Annotated in this window: 13 protein-coding genes and 1 tRNA gene; 8 read left to right on the top strand and 6 right to left on the bottom strand. The window is 65.3% G+C overall.

Annotation, left to right across the window (positions count from 1 at the left end; all coding sequences use genetic code 11):
• The first annotated feature begins 48 nt into the window (after positions 1-48).
• From RFA01S_RS03915 to RFA01S_RS03940, 6 genes are all read left to right on the top strand, one after another.
• Complete coding sequence (locus RFA01S_RS03915; protein WP_027494511.1) at positions 49-1,581, top strand: catalase; 1,533 nt, start codon at positions 49-51, stop codon at positions 1,579-1,581.
• 139 nt (positions 1,582-1,720) lie between these two features.
• Entirely contained in the window at positions 1,721-2,194 is a 474-nt protein-coding gene (locus RFA01S_RS03920) for a Dps family protein (RefSeq protein ID WP_027494510.1), read from the top strand.
• 83 nt (positions 2,195-2,277) lie between these two features.
• On the top strand, positions 2,278-2,967 hold the full coding sequence (locus RFA01S_RS03925) for an HAD family hydrolase (protein ID WP_032373788.1): 690 nt from the start codon (positions 2,278-2,280) through the stop codon (positions 2,965-2,967).
• Positions 2,964-4,763 carry a glycoside hydrolase family 15 protein gene (locus tag RFA01S_RS03930; protein ID WP_032373789.1) on the top strand — a complete coding sequence of 600 codons (1,800 nt, stop codon included), beginning with the start codon at positions 2,964-2,966 and terminating at the stop codon, positions 4,761-4,763. The genes RFA01S_RS03925 and RFA01S_RS03930 overlap by 4 nt, the downstream gene beginning before the upstream one ends.
• 30 nt (positions 4,764-4,793) lie before the next feature.
• Positions 4,794-5,594: an SDR family NAD(P)-dependent oxidoreductase gene (locus RFA01S_RS03935; RefSeq protein ID WP_027494507.1), complete on the top strand. Its 801-nt coding sequence runs from the start codon at positions 4,794-4,796 to the stop codon at positions 5,592-5,594.
• A gap of 9 nt (positions 5,595-5,603) precedes the next feature.
• Complete coding sequence (locus RFA01S_RS03940) at positions 5,604-6,575, top strand: LLM class F420-dependent oxidoreductase (protein WP_032373790.1); 972 nt, start codon at positions 5,604-5,606, stop codon at positions 6,573-6,575.
• 61 nt (positions 6,576-6,636) lie between these two features.
• Here the strand turns inward: RFA01S_RS03940 and RFA01S_RS03945 are convergent, their stop codons facing one another.
• The 3 genes from RFA01S_RS03945 to RFA01S_RS03955 form a co-directional block, all read right to left on the bottom strand.
• Complete coding sequence (locus tag RFA01S_RS03945) at positions 6,637-7,062, bottom strand: SRPBCC family protein (RefSeq protein WP_027494505.1); 426 nt, start codon at positions 7,060-7,062, stop codon at positions 6,637-6,639.
• A gap of 80 nt (positions 7,063-7,142) precedes the next feature.
• A tRNA-Pro gene (locus tag RFA01S_RS03950) sits at positions 7,143-7,216 on the bottom strand.
• 17 nt (positions 7,217-7,233) lie between these two features.
• Positions 7,234-8,160, bottom strand: a complete 927-nt coding sequence (locus RFA01S_RS03955) for a metallophosphoesterase (protein WP_231578232.1) — start codon at positions 8,158-8,160, stop codon at positions 7,234-7,236.
• A 197-nt stretch (positions 8,161-8,357) separates the two neighbouring features.
• Between RFA01S_RS03955 and RFA01S_RS03960 the strand changes: the two genes are divergently transcribed.
• A complete protein-coding gene (locus RFA01S_RS03960; RefSeq protein WP_032373792.1) occupies positions 8,358-8,822 on the top strand; it encodes a GatB/YqeY domain-containing protein in 465 nt (154 codons plus the stop codon).
• A gap of 66 nt (positions 8,823-8,888) precedes the next feature.
• Here the strand turns inward: RFA01S_RS03960 and RFA01S_RS03965 are convergent, their stop codons facing one another.
• Positions 8,889-11,240 carry a penicillin-binding protein gene (locus RFA01S_RS03965; protein WP_032373793.1) on the bottom strand — a complete coding sequence of 784 codons (2,352 nt, stop codon included), beginning with the start codon at positions 11,238-11,240 and terminating at the stop codon, positions 8,889-8,891.
• Between the two features lie 293 nt (positions 11,241-11,533).
• Between RFA01S_RS03965 and RFA01S_RS03970 the strand changes: the two genes are divergently transcribed.
• The gene (locus RFA01S_RS03970) at positions 11,534-11,857 is read left to right on the top strand and encodes a WhiB family transcriptional regulator (protein ID WP_008712729.1); all 324 of its coding nucleotides are present in this window, start codon (positions 11,534-11,536) and stop codon (positions 11,855-11,857) included.
• A gap of 20 nt (positions 11,858-11,877) precedes the next feature.
• Here RFA01S_RS03970 and bagB read toward each other — a convergent pair whose 3' ends face one another.
• The gene (bagB, locus tag RFA01S_RS03975; RefSeq protein WP_027494500.1) at positions 11,878-13,008 is read right to left on the bottom strand and encodes an ATPase BagB; all 1,131 of its coding nucleotides are present in this window, start codon (positions 13,006-13,008) and stop codon (positions 11,878-11,880) included.
• Positions 13,005-14,012, bottom strand: a complete 1,008-nt coding sequence (gene bagA, locus RFA01S_RS03980; protein WP_027494499.1) for an ATPase BagA — start codon at positions 14,010-14,012, stop codon at positions 13,005-13,007. The genes bagB and bagA overlap by 4 nt, the downstream gene beginning before the upstream one ends.
• Positions 14,013-14,083: the final 71 nt, after the last annotated feature.

Below are 14,083 nucleotides of genomic sequence, written 5' to 3' on the forward strand. Positions count from 1 at the left end.
GTCCGGGACAGCCCTCTCGGACTCGATACAGCCATCAGGAGGCTTCGTATGACCAAGCCGACCACCAGCAAGCCCACCACCAGTAACTCGGGAATCCCCGTAGCCAGCGACGATCAGTCGCTCACCGCCGGCGCACAGGGCCCGATCCTGCTGCACGATCACTACCTGATCGAGAAGATGGCGCAGTTCAACCGCGAGCGAGTCCCGGAGCGCGTCGTGCATGCCAAGGGCGCGGGCGCGTTCGGCGAGCTCGAGATCACCGGTGACATCAGCAAGTACACCAAGGCGAAGGCGTTGCAGCCCGGCGCGAAGACCGAGATGCTGGCACGGTTCTCCACCGTCGCCGGCGAGCAGGGTAGCCCCGACACCTGGCGTGATCCGCGCGGCTTCTCGCTGAAGTTCTACACCGAGGAAGGCAACTGGGACCTCGTCGGCAACAACACGCCGATCTTCTTCGTCAAGGATCCGATCAAGTTCCAGGACTTCATCCGCAGCCAGAAGCGCATGCCCGACTCCGGTCTGCGTGACAACAACATGCAGTGGGACTTCTGGACCCTCTCGCCCGAGTCGGCGCACCAGGTCACGTGGCTCATGGGTGACCGCGGCATCCCGAAGTCGTTCCGCCACATGGACGGTTTCGGTTCGCACACGTACCAGCTCATCGCCGAGGACGGAACGAAGACCTGGGTGAAGTTCCACTTCAAGACCGATCAGGGCATCGACTTCCTGACGCAGGACAAGGCCGACGAGGTTGCGGGTACGTCACCCGACCACCACCGTCAGGACCTGTTCGGGTCCATCAAGAACGGCGACTTCCCCAGCTGGACCCTCAAGGTCCAGCTCATGCCGTACGACGAGGCCGAAAACTACAAGTACAACCCGTTCGATCTCACCAAGGTCTGGTCGCAGAAGGATTACCCGCTCATCGAGGTCGGCAAGATGACCTTGAACCGGAACCCGGAGAACTTCTTCGCACAGATCGAGCAGAGCTCGTTCGAGCCGTCCAACACCGTGCCCGGCATCGGCTTCAGCCCCGACAAGATGCTGCTCGGCCGCGTGTTCTCCTACGCGGACGCGCATCGTTACCGCATCGGAGCGAACTATGCGCAGCTGCCGGTCAACGCCCCGAAGTCCGAGGTCAACTCGTACTCCAAGGACGGCAACATGCGGTACTCGTTCAACTCTCCGGAGACGCCCGTCTACGCGCCGAACTCCTTCGGCGGTCCGTCGGCGGACACGAACAAGTACGGCGACGACGGAGCGTGGGACTTCGAGCCTCGCTTCGTCCGCACCGGCTACATCGAGCACCCCGAGGACGGCGACTTCGTCCAAGCTGGAGCCCTCGTCCGCGAGGTCATGGACGATGCGCAGCGCGAGCGTCTGGTCGGGAACATCGTCGGACACGTCCTCAACGGCGTCAGCGAGCCGGTTCTGAGCCGAGTGTTCGAGTACTGGACCAACGTCGACCCCGAGCTCGGCAAGAAGGTCGAGGAAGGTGTTCGGTCGCAGCAGAACGAGACCGCTCCCACCACCGGTGCCGGCGCGATCGACGATCCTGCCGACGAGGCCGCCAAGGTCTGATCCGGACGTTCCTAGGATCGGCGTCACAACGACGCCGATCCCGGAACAACCGGCGCGGCGCCGCCGTTGTGCAATACAGACGGAAGCACAATAATGGCGTGCGATGCACACCGTCGTACAACGGCAGGGAGGCCACATCATGACGAACCCCATCACCAGCACCCTCGACGCAGGTCAGCAGAAGATCGCGGGCGACGCTCTGCAGGGCACCGTCGTCGACCTGATCGATCTCTCGCTCATCGCGAAGCAGGCGCACTGGAACGTGATCGGCAAGAACTTCCGGTCCGTGCACCTCGAGCTCGACGAACTGGTCACTGCTGCACGTGAATTCACCGATCAGGCGGCCGAGCGCGCCACCGCGATCGGTGTCAGCCCGGACGGCCGGGCAGCCACCGTCTCCTCGACGGCCGGAACCAAGGGCTTCGGTGCCGGGTGGACCCAGGACAGCGAAGTGGTGCCGGCCATCGTCGACAACATCGCTGCCGTCGTCGACCGGCTGCGTGGACGCGTCGCCGATACCGCGGAAGCCGACCCGGTGACGCAGGACCTGCTCATCGCCATCACTGCTCGGCTCGAGCAGCTGCACTGGATGTGGCAGGCCCAGGCCAGCTGAAACCTGAATTCGATGCGGGCCCCTCACCGGTGGTGAGGGGCCCGTTTTGTTTGCGTGTACAGCCCATGGGTATTCGTACGCCCATGTCTGAAAGTGCTCCGAAGGTCGACGCGGTGTTGTTCGATATCGACGGCACGCTCGTCGATTCCAATTACGTCCATGTCGACGCGTGGTCCCGCGCGTTCCGCGATGCCGGGCACGAGGTGTCGTCGTGGCGCATTCATCGCAGTATCGGGATGGACGGGTCGAAGTTGCTGGAGGCGTTGGTCGGTTCGTCCGACAGCGCGCTCGCGCAGGAAGCGAAAACCCTGCACGGGGAGTACTACGCGGCCGCGTCGCAGACCTTGGAAATTCTGCCGGGTGCACGGGAGCTGTTGGCAGAGCTGAACACTCGCGAGGTCACCGTGGTGCTCGCGACGTCCGCTCCGGAGTCCGAGCTGTCGACGTTGCGTGATCTGCTCGAGGTCGAGGATTCGGTAGCGGTGGTGACATCCGGCGAGGACGCCGAGGTGGCAAAGCCGGAGCCCGACATCATCGGTGTTGCGCTCGAGCGCGCCGGCGTCGACGCCGAACACGCGATCATGGTGGGAGACAGCGTGTGGGACATCGAATCCGCGGGCCGGGCAGGGGTGCGGGCCATCGGCGTGCTGAGCGGCGGTATCTCACGCGCAGAGCTGCTCGACGCGGGTGCGGTGGCAGTGTTCGACGACCCGGCCGATCTGCTGGAACACCTCGCCGAGAGCCCGATCCTTGCCGGCAAGGCAAGTGCTTGAGCAACTTCCGAAAGCCTTGTCCGAGGGTCGACGGGTACGTCCCCATCGAAAGTTACGGCGCGATCGGTGACGGCCGGACCGTCGCGATGATCGCCGACGACGGCCGCATCGATTGGTTCCCGGTACCGAATCTCGATTCGCCACCGCCGTTCGCCTCGCTGCTCGACGCCCCGCACGGTGGGTACATCGAACTGACGCCCAGAGGCGAGTTCACCGTCGAGCGCGAATTCGTGCCCGGCACAAACGTTCTGACCACCACGTTCCGCACCGACGGCGGTACGGTCCGAATCACCGACTCGCTCAACACAGGTGTGGCCGGGCGATTGCCGTGGGTGGAGTTGGCGCGCCGCATCGACGGACTGGACGGAACAGTGGACATGACGTGGTCCGTCGCACCGGGGACGATGCTCGGTATCGCGTCGCCGTGGGCGTACGACACCGAGCACGGAACCGTCCTGCGCGTCGACGGATTGACGCTGGCAGTCCGGACTTTGGGGATCGAAGACGTGCAGCTCGCGGATCGCGACATCAGCGGCATCTTCACCACGCGCTCGGGTTCGCGTCACGTCATCGGTGTGGTCGGAACCGAGAACGAGCCACTGCCTCTGCCGGATCCTCAACACCTCGACGAGGGCATCGACCGGACCATCGACAATTGGCGCGTCTGGTCGGACGAGTTCTCGTACGAGGGCCCGTGGGCGAAGCACGTCGCTCGCAGCGCGTTGGCGTTGAAGCTGTTGCTGCATAGCCCATCCGGTGCTATCGCGGCGGCAGCGACCACGTCACTGCCCGAGAATCGCACCGGTGGCAAGAACTGGGACTACCGCTACGCCTGGGTTCGCGACGCCGCGTACACCATTCGGGCGCTGCAACGGTTCGGTCTGCGTGAGGAAATCCATGCGGCGGTCGCGTGGCTGTTGAAGGTCATTCGAGTCAACGATCCGTTGGTGAACGTGTTCTACACCCTCGGCGGCGAATTGCCGGGCGGCACAGAGCAGCCCGACGTGCCCGGCTGGCGCGGCATCGGACCGGTGGTCAACGGCAACGCCGCGGCGGACCAACTCCAGCTGATGATCTTCGGAGACCTGTTCTCGATCATTCGGCAGTACGTGGACGCGGGCAACATTCTCGACGCGCAAACCGGTCGGCTGTTGGCGACCATCGCGGACGAGGCCTGCGACTCGTGGCAGCGCAAGGATGCCGGTATCTGGGAGCTCGAGGTGGAGCAGCACTACACGAGCTCGAAGCTGGGGTGCTGGCAGGCACTGGACTGCGCGGTGCACCTGGCCGAAGCCGGGGAGATCCCGGGCATACCGGATCGGTGGAAAGCCGAGAAGGAGTGCATACGGCGGTACATCGAAACCGAGTGCTGGTCCGAGGAGCGGCAGACATACCTCGCGTACCCGGGAGCCGACGGGCTCGACGCGTCGGTGCTGTTGGCAGCGGAGATGAATTTCGATCGCGGAGAACGTATTTCGGCCACGATCGATGCGCTCGGCGAGGAGCTCGGTGCCGGGCCGTTGATGTACCGCTACAGCGGAGTGGCCGAGGAAGAGGTCACGTTCGTGGCCTGCGCGTTTTGGCGAGTGTCGGCGCTGTCGTGCGTCGGCCGAGACGACGAGGCCACGGCCCTGATGGACCAGTTGGTGGAAATGTCCAACGACGTCGGGCTGTACAGCGAGATGATCGATGCTTCGGATGGGTCGTTTCTGGGTAACTTCCCGCAGGGCTTGAGCCACCTGGCCCTGGTGAATGCGGCGTTGACCATCGCGCGTTCGCACGACGCCACAGCCTGACAACCGACCTCTAGCGCAAAGTGGGATCGAATGGATTTGGGAATCGACGGTAGAGCCGCACTGGTGACCGGAGCCGACTCCGGCATCGGGTGGCACACTGCGAAGCTGCTGCTGGCCGAGGGCGTCCGTGTGGTCGTCAGCGACAAGGACCAGAGTTCGCTGGACGAAGCCGCCGCGAAACTCGGTGCAGCGGAAGGACAGCTGTTCGCGTTCGCCGCGGACGTGACCGACACCGAGGCCGTCGAGAACCTGGCAGTGCGCACGCAGCAGGCCGTGGGCGACATCGACATTCTGGTGCAGTCCTCCGGCGTCACCGGCGCTCAGGGGCTGTTCCACGAGATCGACGAGGAAGGGTGGCGCTCCACCCTCGACATCGACCTCATGGGCCCGGTCCGCCTACTGCGCGCGTTTCTCCCCGCCCTCCGGCGCGGTGGATGGGGGCGCATCGTGCTGTTGACGTCCGAGGACGCCGTGCAGCCGTACGACGACGAATTGCCCTACTGCTCGGCCAAAGCCGGAGTTCTGGCTCTGGCCAAGGGGCTTTCGCGCAGCTATGCGTCGGAGGGCCTGCTGGTCAACGCGGTCTCCCCGGCATTCATTCACACCCCGATGACCGACGCGATGATGGACAAGCGAGCCGAAGAGAAGGGCACCGACAGAGACGGTGCCATCGAGAGCTTCCTCGACGAGGAGCGCCCGTACATGGAACTGGGACGCCGCGGCGAACCCGAGGAAGTGGCCTCGGTGATCACGTTCCTGTGCTCGGACCGCGCGTCCTTCGTCAACGGATCCAACTACCGAGTCGACGCCGGTTCCGTCGCAACAATTTAGGAGAACAGCATGACCAATTTCGGATACACGTTGATGACCGAGCAGAGCGGTCCCAAAGAGCTGGTGAAGTACGCCGTCGGAGCCGAGAAGGTCGGCTTCGACTTCGAGGTCAGCAGTGACCACTACTCGCCGTGGCTCTCGTCCATGGGCCACTCTCCTTACGCGTGGACCACTTTGGGTGCGGTCGCGCAGGCCACCGAGCGCGTCGAGTTGATGACGTACGTGACGTGCCCGATCATCCGGTACCACCCGGCCGTCGTCGCCCAGAAGGCGGCGACATTGCAGATCCTGGCCGACGGACGTTTCACCCTCGGCCTCGGCAGCGGCGAGAACCTCAACGAGCACGTCGTGGGTGAAGGCTGGCCGTCCATCGACAAGCGACAGGACATGTTCGTCGAGGCACTCGAGATCATCCGCGCACTGCACGCCGGTGGCCTGGTCACCTACGAGGGCAAGCACTTTCGCGTCGACTCGGCTCGGATCTGGGACCTGCCCGAGGGCGGCGTCCCGATCGGCATCGCAGCCGGCGGCGAGAAGGCCGTGGCGAGGTTCACCGAGTACGGCGATCACCTCATCGCCACCGAGCCGGATGCGGATCTCGTCAAGGCGTGGTCGGACAACCACGAGGGCCCGGCGCGCTCCATCGGCCAGATCCCCATTTCGTGGGATCCCGACAAGGATGCCGCCATCGATCGCGCACACGACCGCTTCCGCTGGTTCGCCGGCGGCTGGGCCGTCAACGCGGATCTGCCGACGACGGCCGGTTTCGCCGGTGCGACGAAGTTCGTCAGGAAAGAGGATGTGGCCGACACGATCCCGTGTGGACCGGACCTGGACGCCATCGTCGAGGCCGTGAAGCCGTACTGGGAGGCCGGTTACACCGACATCGCGCTGGTCCAGGTGGGCGACGAAACTCAGGAGCGCTTCCTGGCCGAGGCGGCCGGCCCGCTGTTGGAGAAGCTGCGCGCTGCGTCCAGCTGAGCACACACGAGAAGACCCCGATCGAGACCATCGATCGGGGTCTTGTCGTTGTGCGGCAGTGCTACCGAGCCAAGCGCGGCAGGTTCTTCGAGATGCTCGACGTCAACGCCTTGCCGACGATCGCGGCGAGACCGGGGATCGGGGCGTCGAATCCGATTGTGTAGTCGAGTTCGGTACCGCCGTCAGTGGTGGGGGTCAGCTTCTGCACACCCCAATGACCGCGTAGCGGGCCACCTTTGGTGATGCGGTACTCGATGAGGGTGTTCGGCTCGGAGACGGTTGTGGTCTCCTCGAACGCGGGGAGTGGCCCCAGCTTCAGGCTACGAGCCGATCCGACGCCGTTGCGTGAGGTGTCTCCATCGCGCACCCGGCGGATCTTGGCCAGGAACAACGGGCCGAGGTTCTCGTGTTCGGACAGCGCCGCGAAGACGACGTCGGGAGACGAAGCGAACCGATGGGTGACATGAACGCGGGTGGGGGTCGGCATGCCTCACAGTAGCGCCGATCAGGCAAAGAAAAGGGACCCGCTCGACTGAATCGAGTGGGTCCCTTTTCGTGGTCCAACTGTCGGGGTGGCGGGATTCGAACCCACGACCTCTTCGTCCCGAACGAAGCGCGCTACCAAGCTGCGCCACACCCCGTGTACCGCTGGAGAAGTCTAACTCACGACTGCCTCAGAACGCGAAACGCCCTCGTCGGAGACGTCCTTCGGGCCCTTTCTGGGGGCAGGAGTGAGCGTGATCAGGGTTGCTTCGGGGCGGCAGCAGAAGCGGGCAGGCGCGTACGGCGATGTCCCGAGACCGGCCGACACGTGGAGCTGCGTGTGCGCACCCCACTTGGACGGACCCTTGACCCGGGAGCGATCGATCTCGCAGTTCGTCACCAGCGCACCGTAGAACGGCAGGCACAGCTGGCCGCCGTGGGTGTGCCCGGCGAGGACGAGGTCGTAACCGTCCTGCGCGAACTTGTCCAACACCCGGGGCTCGGGGGAGTGGGTAATGCCGAGGCGCAAATCCGCCAACGGGTTCGGCTGGCCCGCGATGGTGTCGTAGCGATCGCGCTTCAGGTGCGGATCGTCGACGCCCGCCGATGCGATCCGGACTCCGGCGACCTCGAGTTCGCGGCGGACATGCGTCACGTCGAGCCAACCGCGTTCGGAGAACGCAGCCCGCAGATCACGCCACGGCAGCGACTCGCCCGTCGTGCGCTTGTGGTTCTTGTCGAAGTACCTGAAGGGGTTCTTCGGCTTGGGTGCGAAGTAGTCGTTGCTGCCGAACACGAACAGCCCTGGACGCGACAGCAGCGGCCCGAGAGCCTGCACGACGCTGGGAACGGCGCGTTGGTGCGACAGATTGTCGCCGGTGTTGACCACGAGGTCGGGTTCGAGGCGGTCCAGTTCGCGGAGCCAGTTCTGCTTCATCCGCTGGCCCGGCATCATGTGCAGGTCGCTGATGTGCAGTACTCGCAGCGTCGCGGAGCCGGGTTCGAGCACCGCCATCGACGTCTCACGGAGCGTGAACGCGTTGCGCTCGACGAGGGTGGCGTAGCCGATGCCCAAGGCCGCAGCACCCGCCGTCCCGATCACCGAGCTCTTGAGCGGTGCCGCTCTGACGACGTCGCGCGTGTGCTCGGCAACCGACCGCAGTTGCGTGGAAGCGCTGCGCAGTTGCGCCGAGGTTGGCAGTAACGAGGAACTGAAGTGAACGGCCACCCAGTCCACGATACGGCAGCAAGCCGATATGGACGCGCGAGCCGACGGCTGGGCCGCGTAGCGTTTCTGCCATGTCCGAACTCAAGGCCCGTATCCGAACCGACCTGACCACAGCGATGAAAGCGAAGGACAAGCTCCGGCTGGCAACGCTGCGCATGATCCTCGCCGCCATTCAGACCGAGGAGGTCTCCGGCAAGGAGGCCCACGAACTGACCGACGACGACGTCCTGAAGGTGCTGGCAAAGGAATCGAAGAAGCGCGGCGAATCGGCCGAGATCTACACGCAGAACGGCCGCGGCGAACTCGCCGCCAACGAGCACGCCGAGGCGCAGATCATCAACGAGTATCTGCCCACTCCGCTGACCGACGAGGAACTGGCCACCATCGTCGATACCGCCATCGCCCAGGTCGCCGAAGTATTGGGCGAGCGACCGGCCATGAAGCAGATGGGCCAGGTCATGAAGATCGCGTCGGGACTCGCTGCCGGTAAGGCCGATGGATCCCGCCTGTCGAAGGCCGTCAAAGACCGCCTGTAGTGCGCTCCGCGCAGTGGTGCGGTTATGTGCCCCAGGAGGGCCGTAACCACACCACTGCCGCAGGCACTAGCGAGGAGCGGTGAGCCCGGGGATCGCCGGTATCTGGATACCCGGCGGCAGGTCCGGTATCTGGATACCCGGCGGCAGGGCAGGGGCCGGAGCCGGTGCCGGGCGAACCGATCCGTCACTGACGTAGATCGTGATGTTCGATCCGGGAACCGCACTGCCCGACGGTGACGTCGACACCACGGTTCCGCGCGCAGCCTGATCGGCCGTCGTCACCGCTGTCACCTGGAAGCCCGCACCCTGCAGCGTGGACGTCGCGGACGACTGGCTCTGGCCGGTGACGTCGGGTACCTGTCCGTTGGCCGAACCGCGGACGTACTTCTGATCGACCGGTGGAAGTTGGACGGGCCCGTAGTTGGTGGCGATCGGGCTCATCGCGTCGAACCAGGTTCTCGCGGGTTCGTTACCGCCGTACAGGTTTCCCGAACCGCAGGGCCGAAGCGGGAACGAGCAGATCTCGCTGGGCGTCGGTGAGTCGCCGTAGGTGTACACGGCGGCGGCGTAATTGTTGGTGAACCCGAGGAAGCCCGAGGATCGGTTCGACTCGGTGGTACCGGTCTTGCCGGACATCGGCAGGTTCCAGCCGGCCGAGGCAGCGGCGGACGCGGACGTGCCACCTGCCTGGTCGTCCTTGCTCATAGCGTTGGCGAGGGTGTTCGCCAGACCGGGTTCGACGACCTGCTCGCAGGCCTGGTGAGCGACGGGGACGGGCTTGCCGTCGCGGTCGAAGATCGAGTCGATCGGGGTCGGCGGGCACCATTTGCCACCGGAAGCCAAGGTCGCGGCCACGTTGGACAGCTCCAGCGGGTTCACCCAGGTGGGTCCGAGGGTGAACGAGCCGAGGTTCTGACTCTTCTGGAAATCGGCCATCGACTGCTCGGCACCCGAGGAACCCGGGTCCGTGTACGAGCGCAGGCCGAGACGGACGGCCATGTCGACCGTCGGCGTGACGCCGACGGACTCGATCAGCTTGACGAAGGCCGTGTTGGGGGACTGAGCCAGCGCGTCGGTTATGGACAGCGCGGGTGGGTAGTTGCCCGCGTTTTCCACGCAGTAGGTGGAGGCCGGGCAGTTACGAGCACCACCGTCGCCGACGCCCTTGACCTCCACGCGCTTGGGGACCTGCAGCGTTGCGCTGGTGCCCAGTCCGCGTTCCATGGCGGCGGCCGTGGTGAAGATCTTGAAAATGGAGCCGGCTCCGTTACCCACGAGGGAGTGCGGTTGCGGCTGCACGGTCTCGTCGGCGTCGGCGTTGAGGCCGTAGGTGCGGCTGCTGCCCATCGCCAGGACGCGGTGCTGGTCCTGGCCCGGGGCGACGACGTTCATCACCGTCGCCACGCCGTCGAGCGAGGGGCTGGTGTTGCTGACCAGGGCGGACTTGGTGGAGTTCTGGACCGCGGGGTCGAGCGTCGTGCGGATGAGATACCCGCCCTTGTCGATCTGCTCCTGGCTGATTCCGGCCTGAGCGAGGTACTGCAACGCGTAGTCGCAGAAGAATCCTCGGTCTCCTGCCGCGATACAGCCGCGGGGCAGGGTCTGGGGGACCGGTAGCACGCCGAGGGGCTCGGCCTTGAGTGCGGTGAGCTCGGCCGCACGCTCGGGGAGGTTCTGGATCATCGTGTCGAGCACGGTGTTCCTGCGCTCGATCACACCCTCTTCGTTGGTGTACGGGTTGAGGGCGGAGCTGGACTGGACCATGCCGGCGAGCATCGCGGCCTGGACGGCGCTGAGCTGGCTGGCATCGATGCCGAAGTACGTCTGAGCCGCGTCCTGGATGCCGAACGAGGCATTACCGAACGGCACCAGGTTGAGGTAGCGGGTGAGGATCTCGTCCTTGGTCAGTTCCTTGTCGAGGGTCAACGCCATCCGGATCTCGCGGATCTTGCGGGCGGGCGTCGTTTCGATGGCGGCGCGTCGCTCGGCGTCGGTCTTCGCCACGACCAGCAGCTGGTAGTTCTTCACGTACTGCTGGTCGATGGTCGATGCACCCTGCTGGACCTGGCCGCTGGTGGTGTTGGTCAGGAACGCGCGCAGCGTGCCCTGCCAGTCGACGCCCTGGTGCTCCGCGAAGCGCCGGTCCTCGATGGAGACGATGGCCAGCTTCATCTCGTTGGAGATCTTGTCGCTCGGTACCTCGAAGCGGCGCTGTTCGTACAGCCACGCGATCGGGTTGCCGTTGACGTCGGTCATCGTCGAAACAGCAGGTACGGCACCCTCGACCAACTCGGCCGAGACGTTGTCGACGGTATCGGCGGCGCGGTTGGACGCGAACCCGAACCCGCCGGCCAAGGGGAACATCACGCCGGCGAGCAATGCACCGGCGAGTGCTGAACATCCGGCGAGCTTCGCCACGGTTTTTCCAACTGACACAGAGCACAGCGTACGTGTGCCTCGTTCGGATCGGCAGTGCCCCGCATGCGTTGTGCGCTGCGCCCCTGCTCGGGACGCCCGTACCAGAAATGTGACCTCACCGTCTTGCATTCGGGGCCGGGTTTACCTAAATTATGAGCACAGTGTGATTCGCATAACACTTGATAATGAATGTGGGGCAGCTCCTAGAATTTGTGCTTCGACACCGAGGTACAAACTGCTCGGAGCCTCCAGGACGCCCAGTGAGGGCGACCGAGACGTAAAGGGGATCCGCCATGCACACGACAACCGCGCCGACGCGACTCGATGTAGAGGAAGCAGAAGCACGTATCGCTTGGGTGTCACACGCTCGGTGCAAGGGCACGGATCCGGACCAGCTGTTCGTCCGGGGTGCAGCGCAGCGCAAGGCCGCGACCATTTGCCGGCACTGCCCGGTTCTGATGCAGTGCGGTGCGGATGCCCTCGACAATCGCGTCGAGTTCGGTGTGTGGGGTGGCATGACCGAGCGTCAGCGCAGGGCACTGCTCAAGCAGCACCCCGAGGTCGACTCGTGGTCCGAATTCTTCGAGACCCAGCGTCAGCAGCAGGCGGCGATCTGACCGCCTGCCGAAACGGCCGATCAGCCTCTGCGGGTCAGCTGGTCGGCCACCGCGCGTAGTGCGGCGAGGTCGGAGACCTCGAACGGCAGGGACGGAACACCGACGATGGGCACGCGGGGGTGCGCGCCGGTGAAGCGTTTGAGCAACCGCACCTCGCGCGCCGCCGTCACCGCGCGTTGAGCGTGGATACGCAGCACCGCAGCAGTCAGTTCGGCACCGGGGTCGTCGATTCTGTCCAGGAGATCGGCGGCAGTGGCCGCGTGATCGGCCTGCACCGACGACAACGTCGGATGCGTCCGATTTACCACCAGTCCGGCCAGCGGCATGTTCTCGGCGGAGAGTCGCTCGACGAAGAACGCGGCCTCGCGCAATGCGTCGGGCTCGGCGGCAGCGACGACGAGGAAACTGGTGCCGTCCTCGCGGAGCAATTGGTATGTGCGCGTAGCGCGTTCGCGGAACCCGCCGAACATCGAATCCAGCGATTGCACGAAAGCCGAAGCGTCGGACAGCATTTGGCTGCCGATGACGGTCGAGACGCCGCGCATCGCCAGGCTCATCGCGCTGGTGACGACGCGGGTGATTCCTCGTCCGGGAGCGGTCAACAGCCGGATGAAACGACCGTCGAGAAACGACCCGAGCCGTTGCGGAGCGTCGAGGAAATCCAACGCGTTGCGCGACGGCGGAGTGTCCACCACGATCAGATCCCACGACGCGTCGAGGGACAGCTGCCCCAGCTTCTCCATCGCCATGTACTCCTGCGTGCCCGAAAAGGACGACGCCACAGTCTGATAGAACGGGTTGGCCAGAACCTGCGCCGCCTTTTCCGGCGTCGAATGTTCGATGACCATCTCGTCGAACGTGCGCCGCATGTTCAGCATCATCGCGTGCAGTTCGCCCTTGGCGTCGGCACCCAATTTCACCGGCTGCGGGCTGTTGTCGAGGTCGCCGAGCCCGAGGGCCTGGGCCAGCCGGCGAGCCGGATCGATGGTCAGCACGACGACACGCCTGCCCTGTTCGGCGGCACGCAGAGCCATCGCCGCTGCGGTGGTGGTCTTCCCGACACCGCCTGCGCCGCAGACCACGACGATTCGTGACGCGGGGTCGGTGAGGATGCGGTCGACGTCGAGTTCGGTTGCTGCTGGTCGAGTCATCGGACACCCTGTTCTGCGAGCGTGGCGGCGAGCTCGTACAAGCCGCCGAGGTCGACGCCGTCGGCCAACATCGGCAGCGTCATGCGTGCGACGTCGAGTTCGTCGAGTTGTGTTGCGCTCTCCACCTGAGCGGACAGCGTCGACGCGTGCTCGATCGATTCGGTCAGGAGACCGGCGAAGTCGGCCTCGGACAACGTGATTCCGGTCTTGGCCAGACCCTCCTGAATTGCGACGGCATCGATCTCGCCCTCGGCGATGGGTTCGAGGGAGTCGGCAGGCAGGTACGTCGGCTCGGTGCGGTTGACGATCACCGTGCCCAGGCGGAGGTCGGCTGCTTCGAGCTCGCGTACCGCATCTGCCGTCTCCTGCACCGGCAATGCTTCGAGCAGGGTGACCAGGTGCACGACGGTGTCCGACGAATGCAGCAACCGCACCACGCCCTCGCTCTGCGAGCGGACCGGGCCGCCCTTGGCCAGGTCGGCCATGGCCTTGGTGACGTCGAGGAAGTTTCCGATGCGGCCGGTGGGCGGCGAGTCGACGACCACCTCGTCGTACGCGCGGTTGCCCTTCTTGTCGGTGCGCACCACGCACTCCTTGACCTTTCCGGTCAGCAGTACGTCACGCAGGCCGGGCGCGATGGTCGTCGCGAACTCGATGGCACCGATCTTGCGCATCGCGCGGCCGGCGAAACCGAGGTTGTAGAACATGTCGAGATACTCGAGGAACGCGGTCTCGATGTCGATCGCCAGCGCGTAGACCTCGCCGCCGCCGTCCGCCGAGGCGACGCGGGTCTCCACCGGCGGGAGCTGCGGCACGTCGAACAGCTGCGCGATGCCCTGCCTGCCCTCGACCTCCACCAACAACACTCGCCGGCCACCCGCGGCCAGCGCCAACGCCAGCGCGGCAGCGACCGTCGACTTACCGGTACCGCCCTTGCCGGACACGAAATGCAGCCGCGCGGCATCCGCCTTCGCCGGCCATCCCTCTTGCTTCGATGTACCCACGCCTCGACCATATAGAGACGCGATGCCGGTCGTCCGACAGAACCGAGAATCACCCGATCGCAGTGACGCAC

It is taken from the genome of Rhodococcoides fascians NBRC 12155 = LMG 3623, from assembly GCF_001894785.1.
GTDB classification, from domain to species: Bacteria; Actinomycetota; Actinomycetes; order Mycobacteriales; family Mycobacteriaceae; genus Rhodococcoides; species Rhodococcoides fascians.

Bases quoted from the DNA above. Each gene is read 5' to 3' on its own strand.
- RFA01S_RS03915 (WP_027494511.1), top strand. From the start codon at position 49: ATGACCAAGCCGACCACCAGCAAGCCCACCACCAGTAACTCGGGAATC.
- RFA01S_RS03920 (WP_027494510.1), top strand. From the start codon at position 1,721: ATGACGAACCCCATCACCAGCACCCTCGACGCAGGTCAGCAGAAGATC.
- RFA01S_RS03925 (WP_032373788.1), top strand. From the start codon at position 2,278: ATGTCTGAAAGTGCTCCGAAGGTCGACGCGGTGTTGTTCGATATCGAC.
- RFA01S_RS03935 (WP_027494507.1), top strand. From the start codon at position 4,794: ATGGATTTGGGAATCGACGGTAGAGCCGCACTGGTGACCGGAGCCGAC.
- RFA01S_RS03940 (WP_032373790.1), top strand. From the start codon at position 5,604: ATGACCAATTTCGGATACACGTTGATGACCGAGCAGAGCGGTCCCAAA.
- RFA01S_RS03945 (WP_027494505.1), bottom strand. From the start codon at position 7,062: ATGCCGACCCCCACCCGCGTTCATGTCACCCATCGGTTCGCTTCGTCT.
- RFA01S_RS03960 (WP_032373792.1), top strand. From the start codon at position 8,358: ATGTCCGAACTCAAGGCCCGTATCCGAACCGACCTGACCACAGCGATG.
- RFA01S_RS03970 (WP_008712729.1), top strand. From the start codon at position 11,534: ATGCACACGACAACCGCGCCGACGCGACTCGATGTAGAGGAAGCAGAA.
- bagB (WP_027494500.1), bottom strand. From the start codon at position 13,008: ATGACTCGACCAGCAGCAACCGAACTCGACGTCGACCGCATCCTCACC.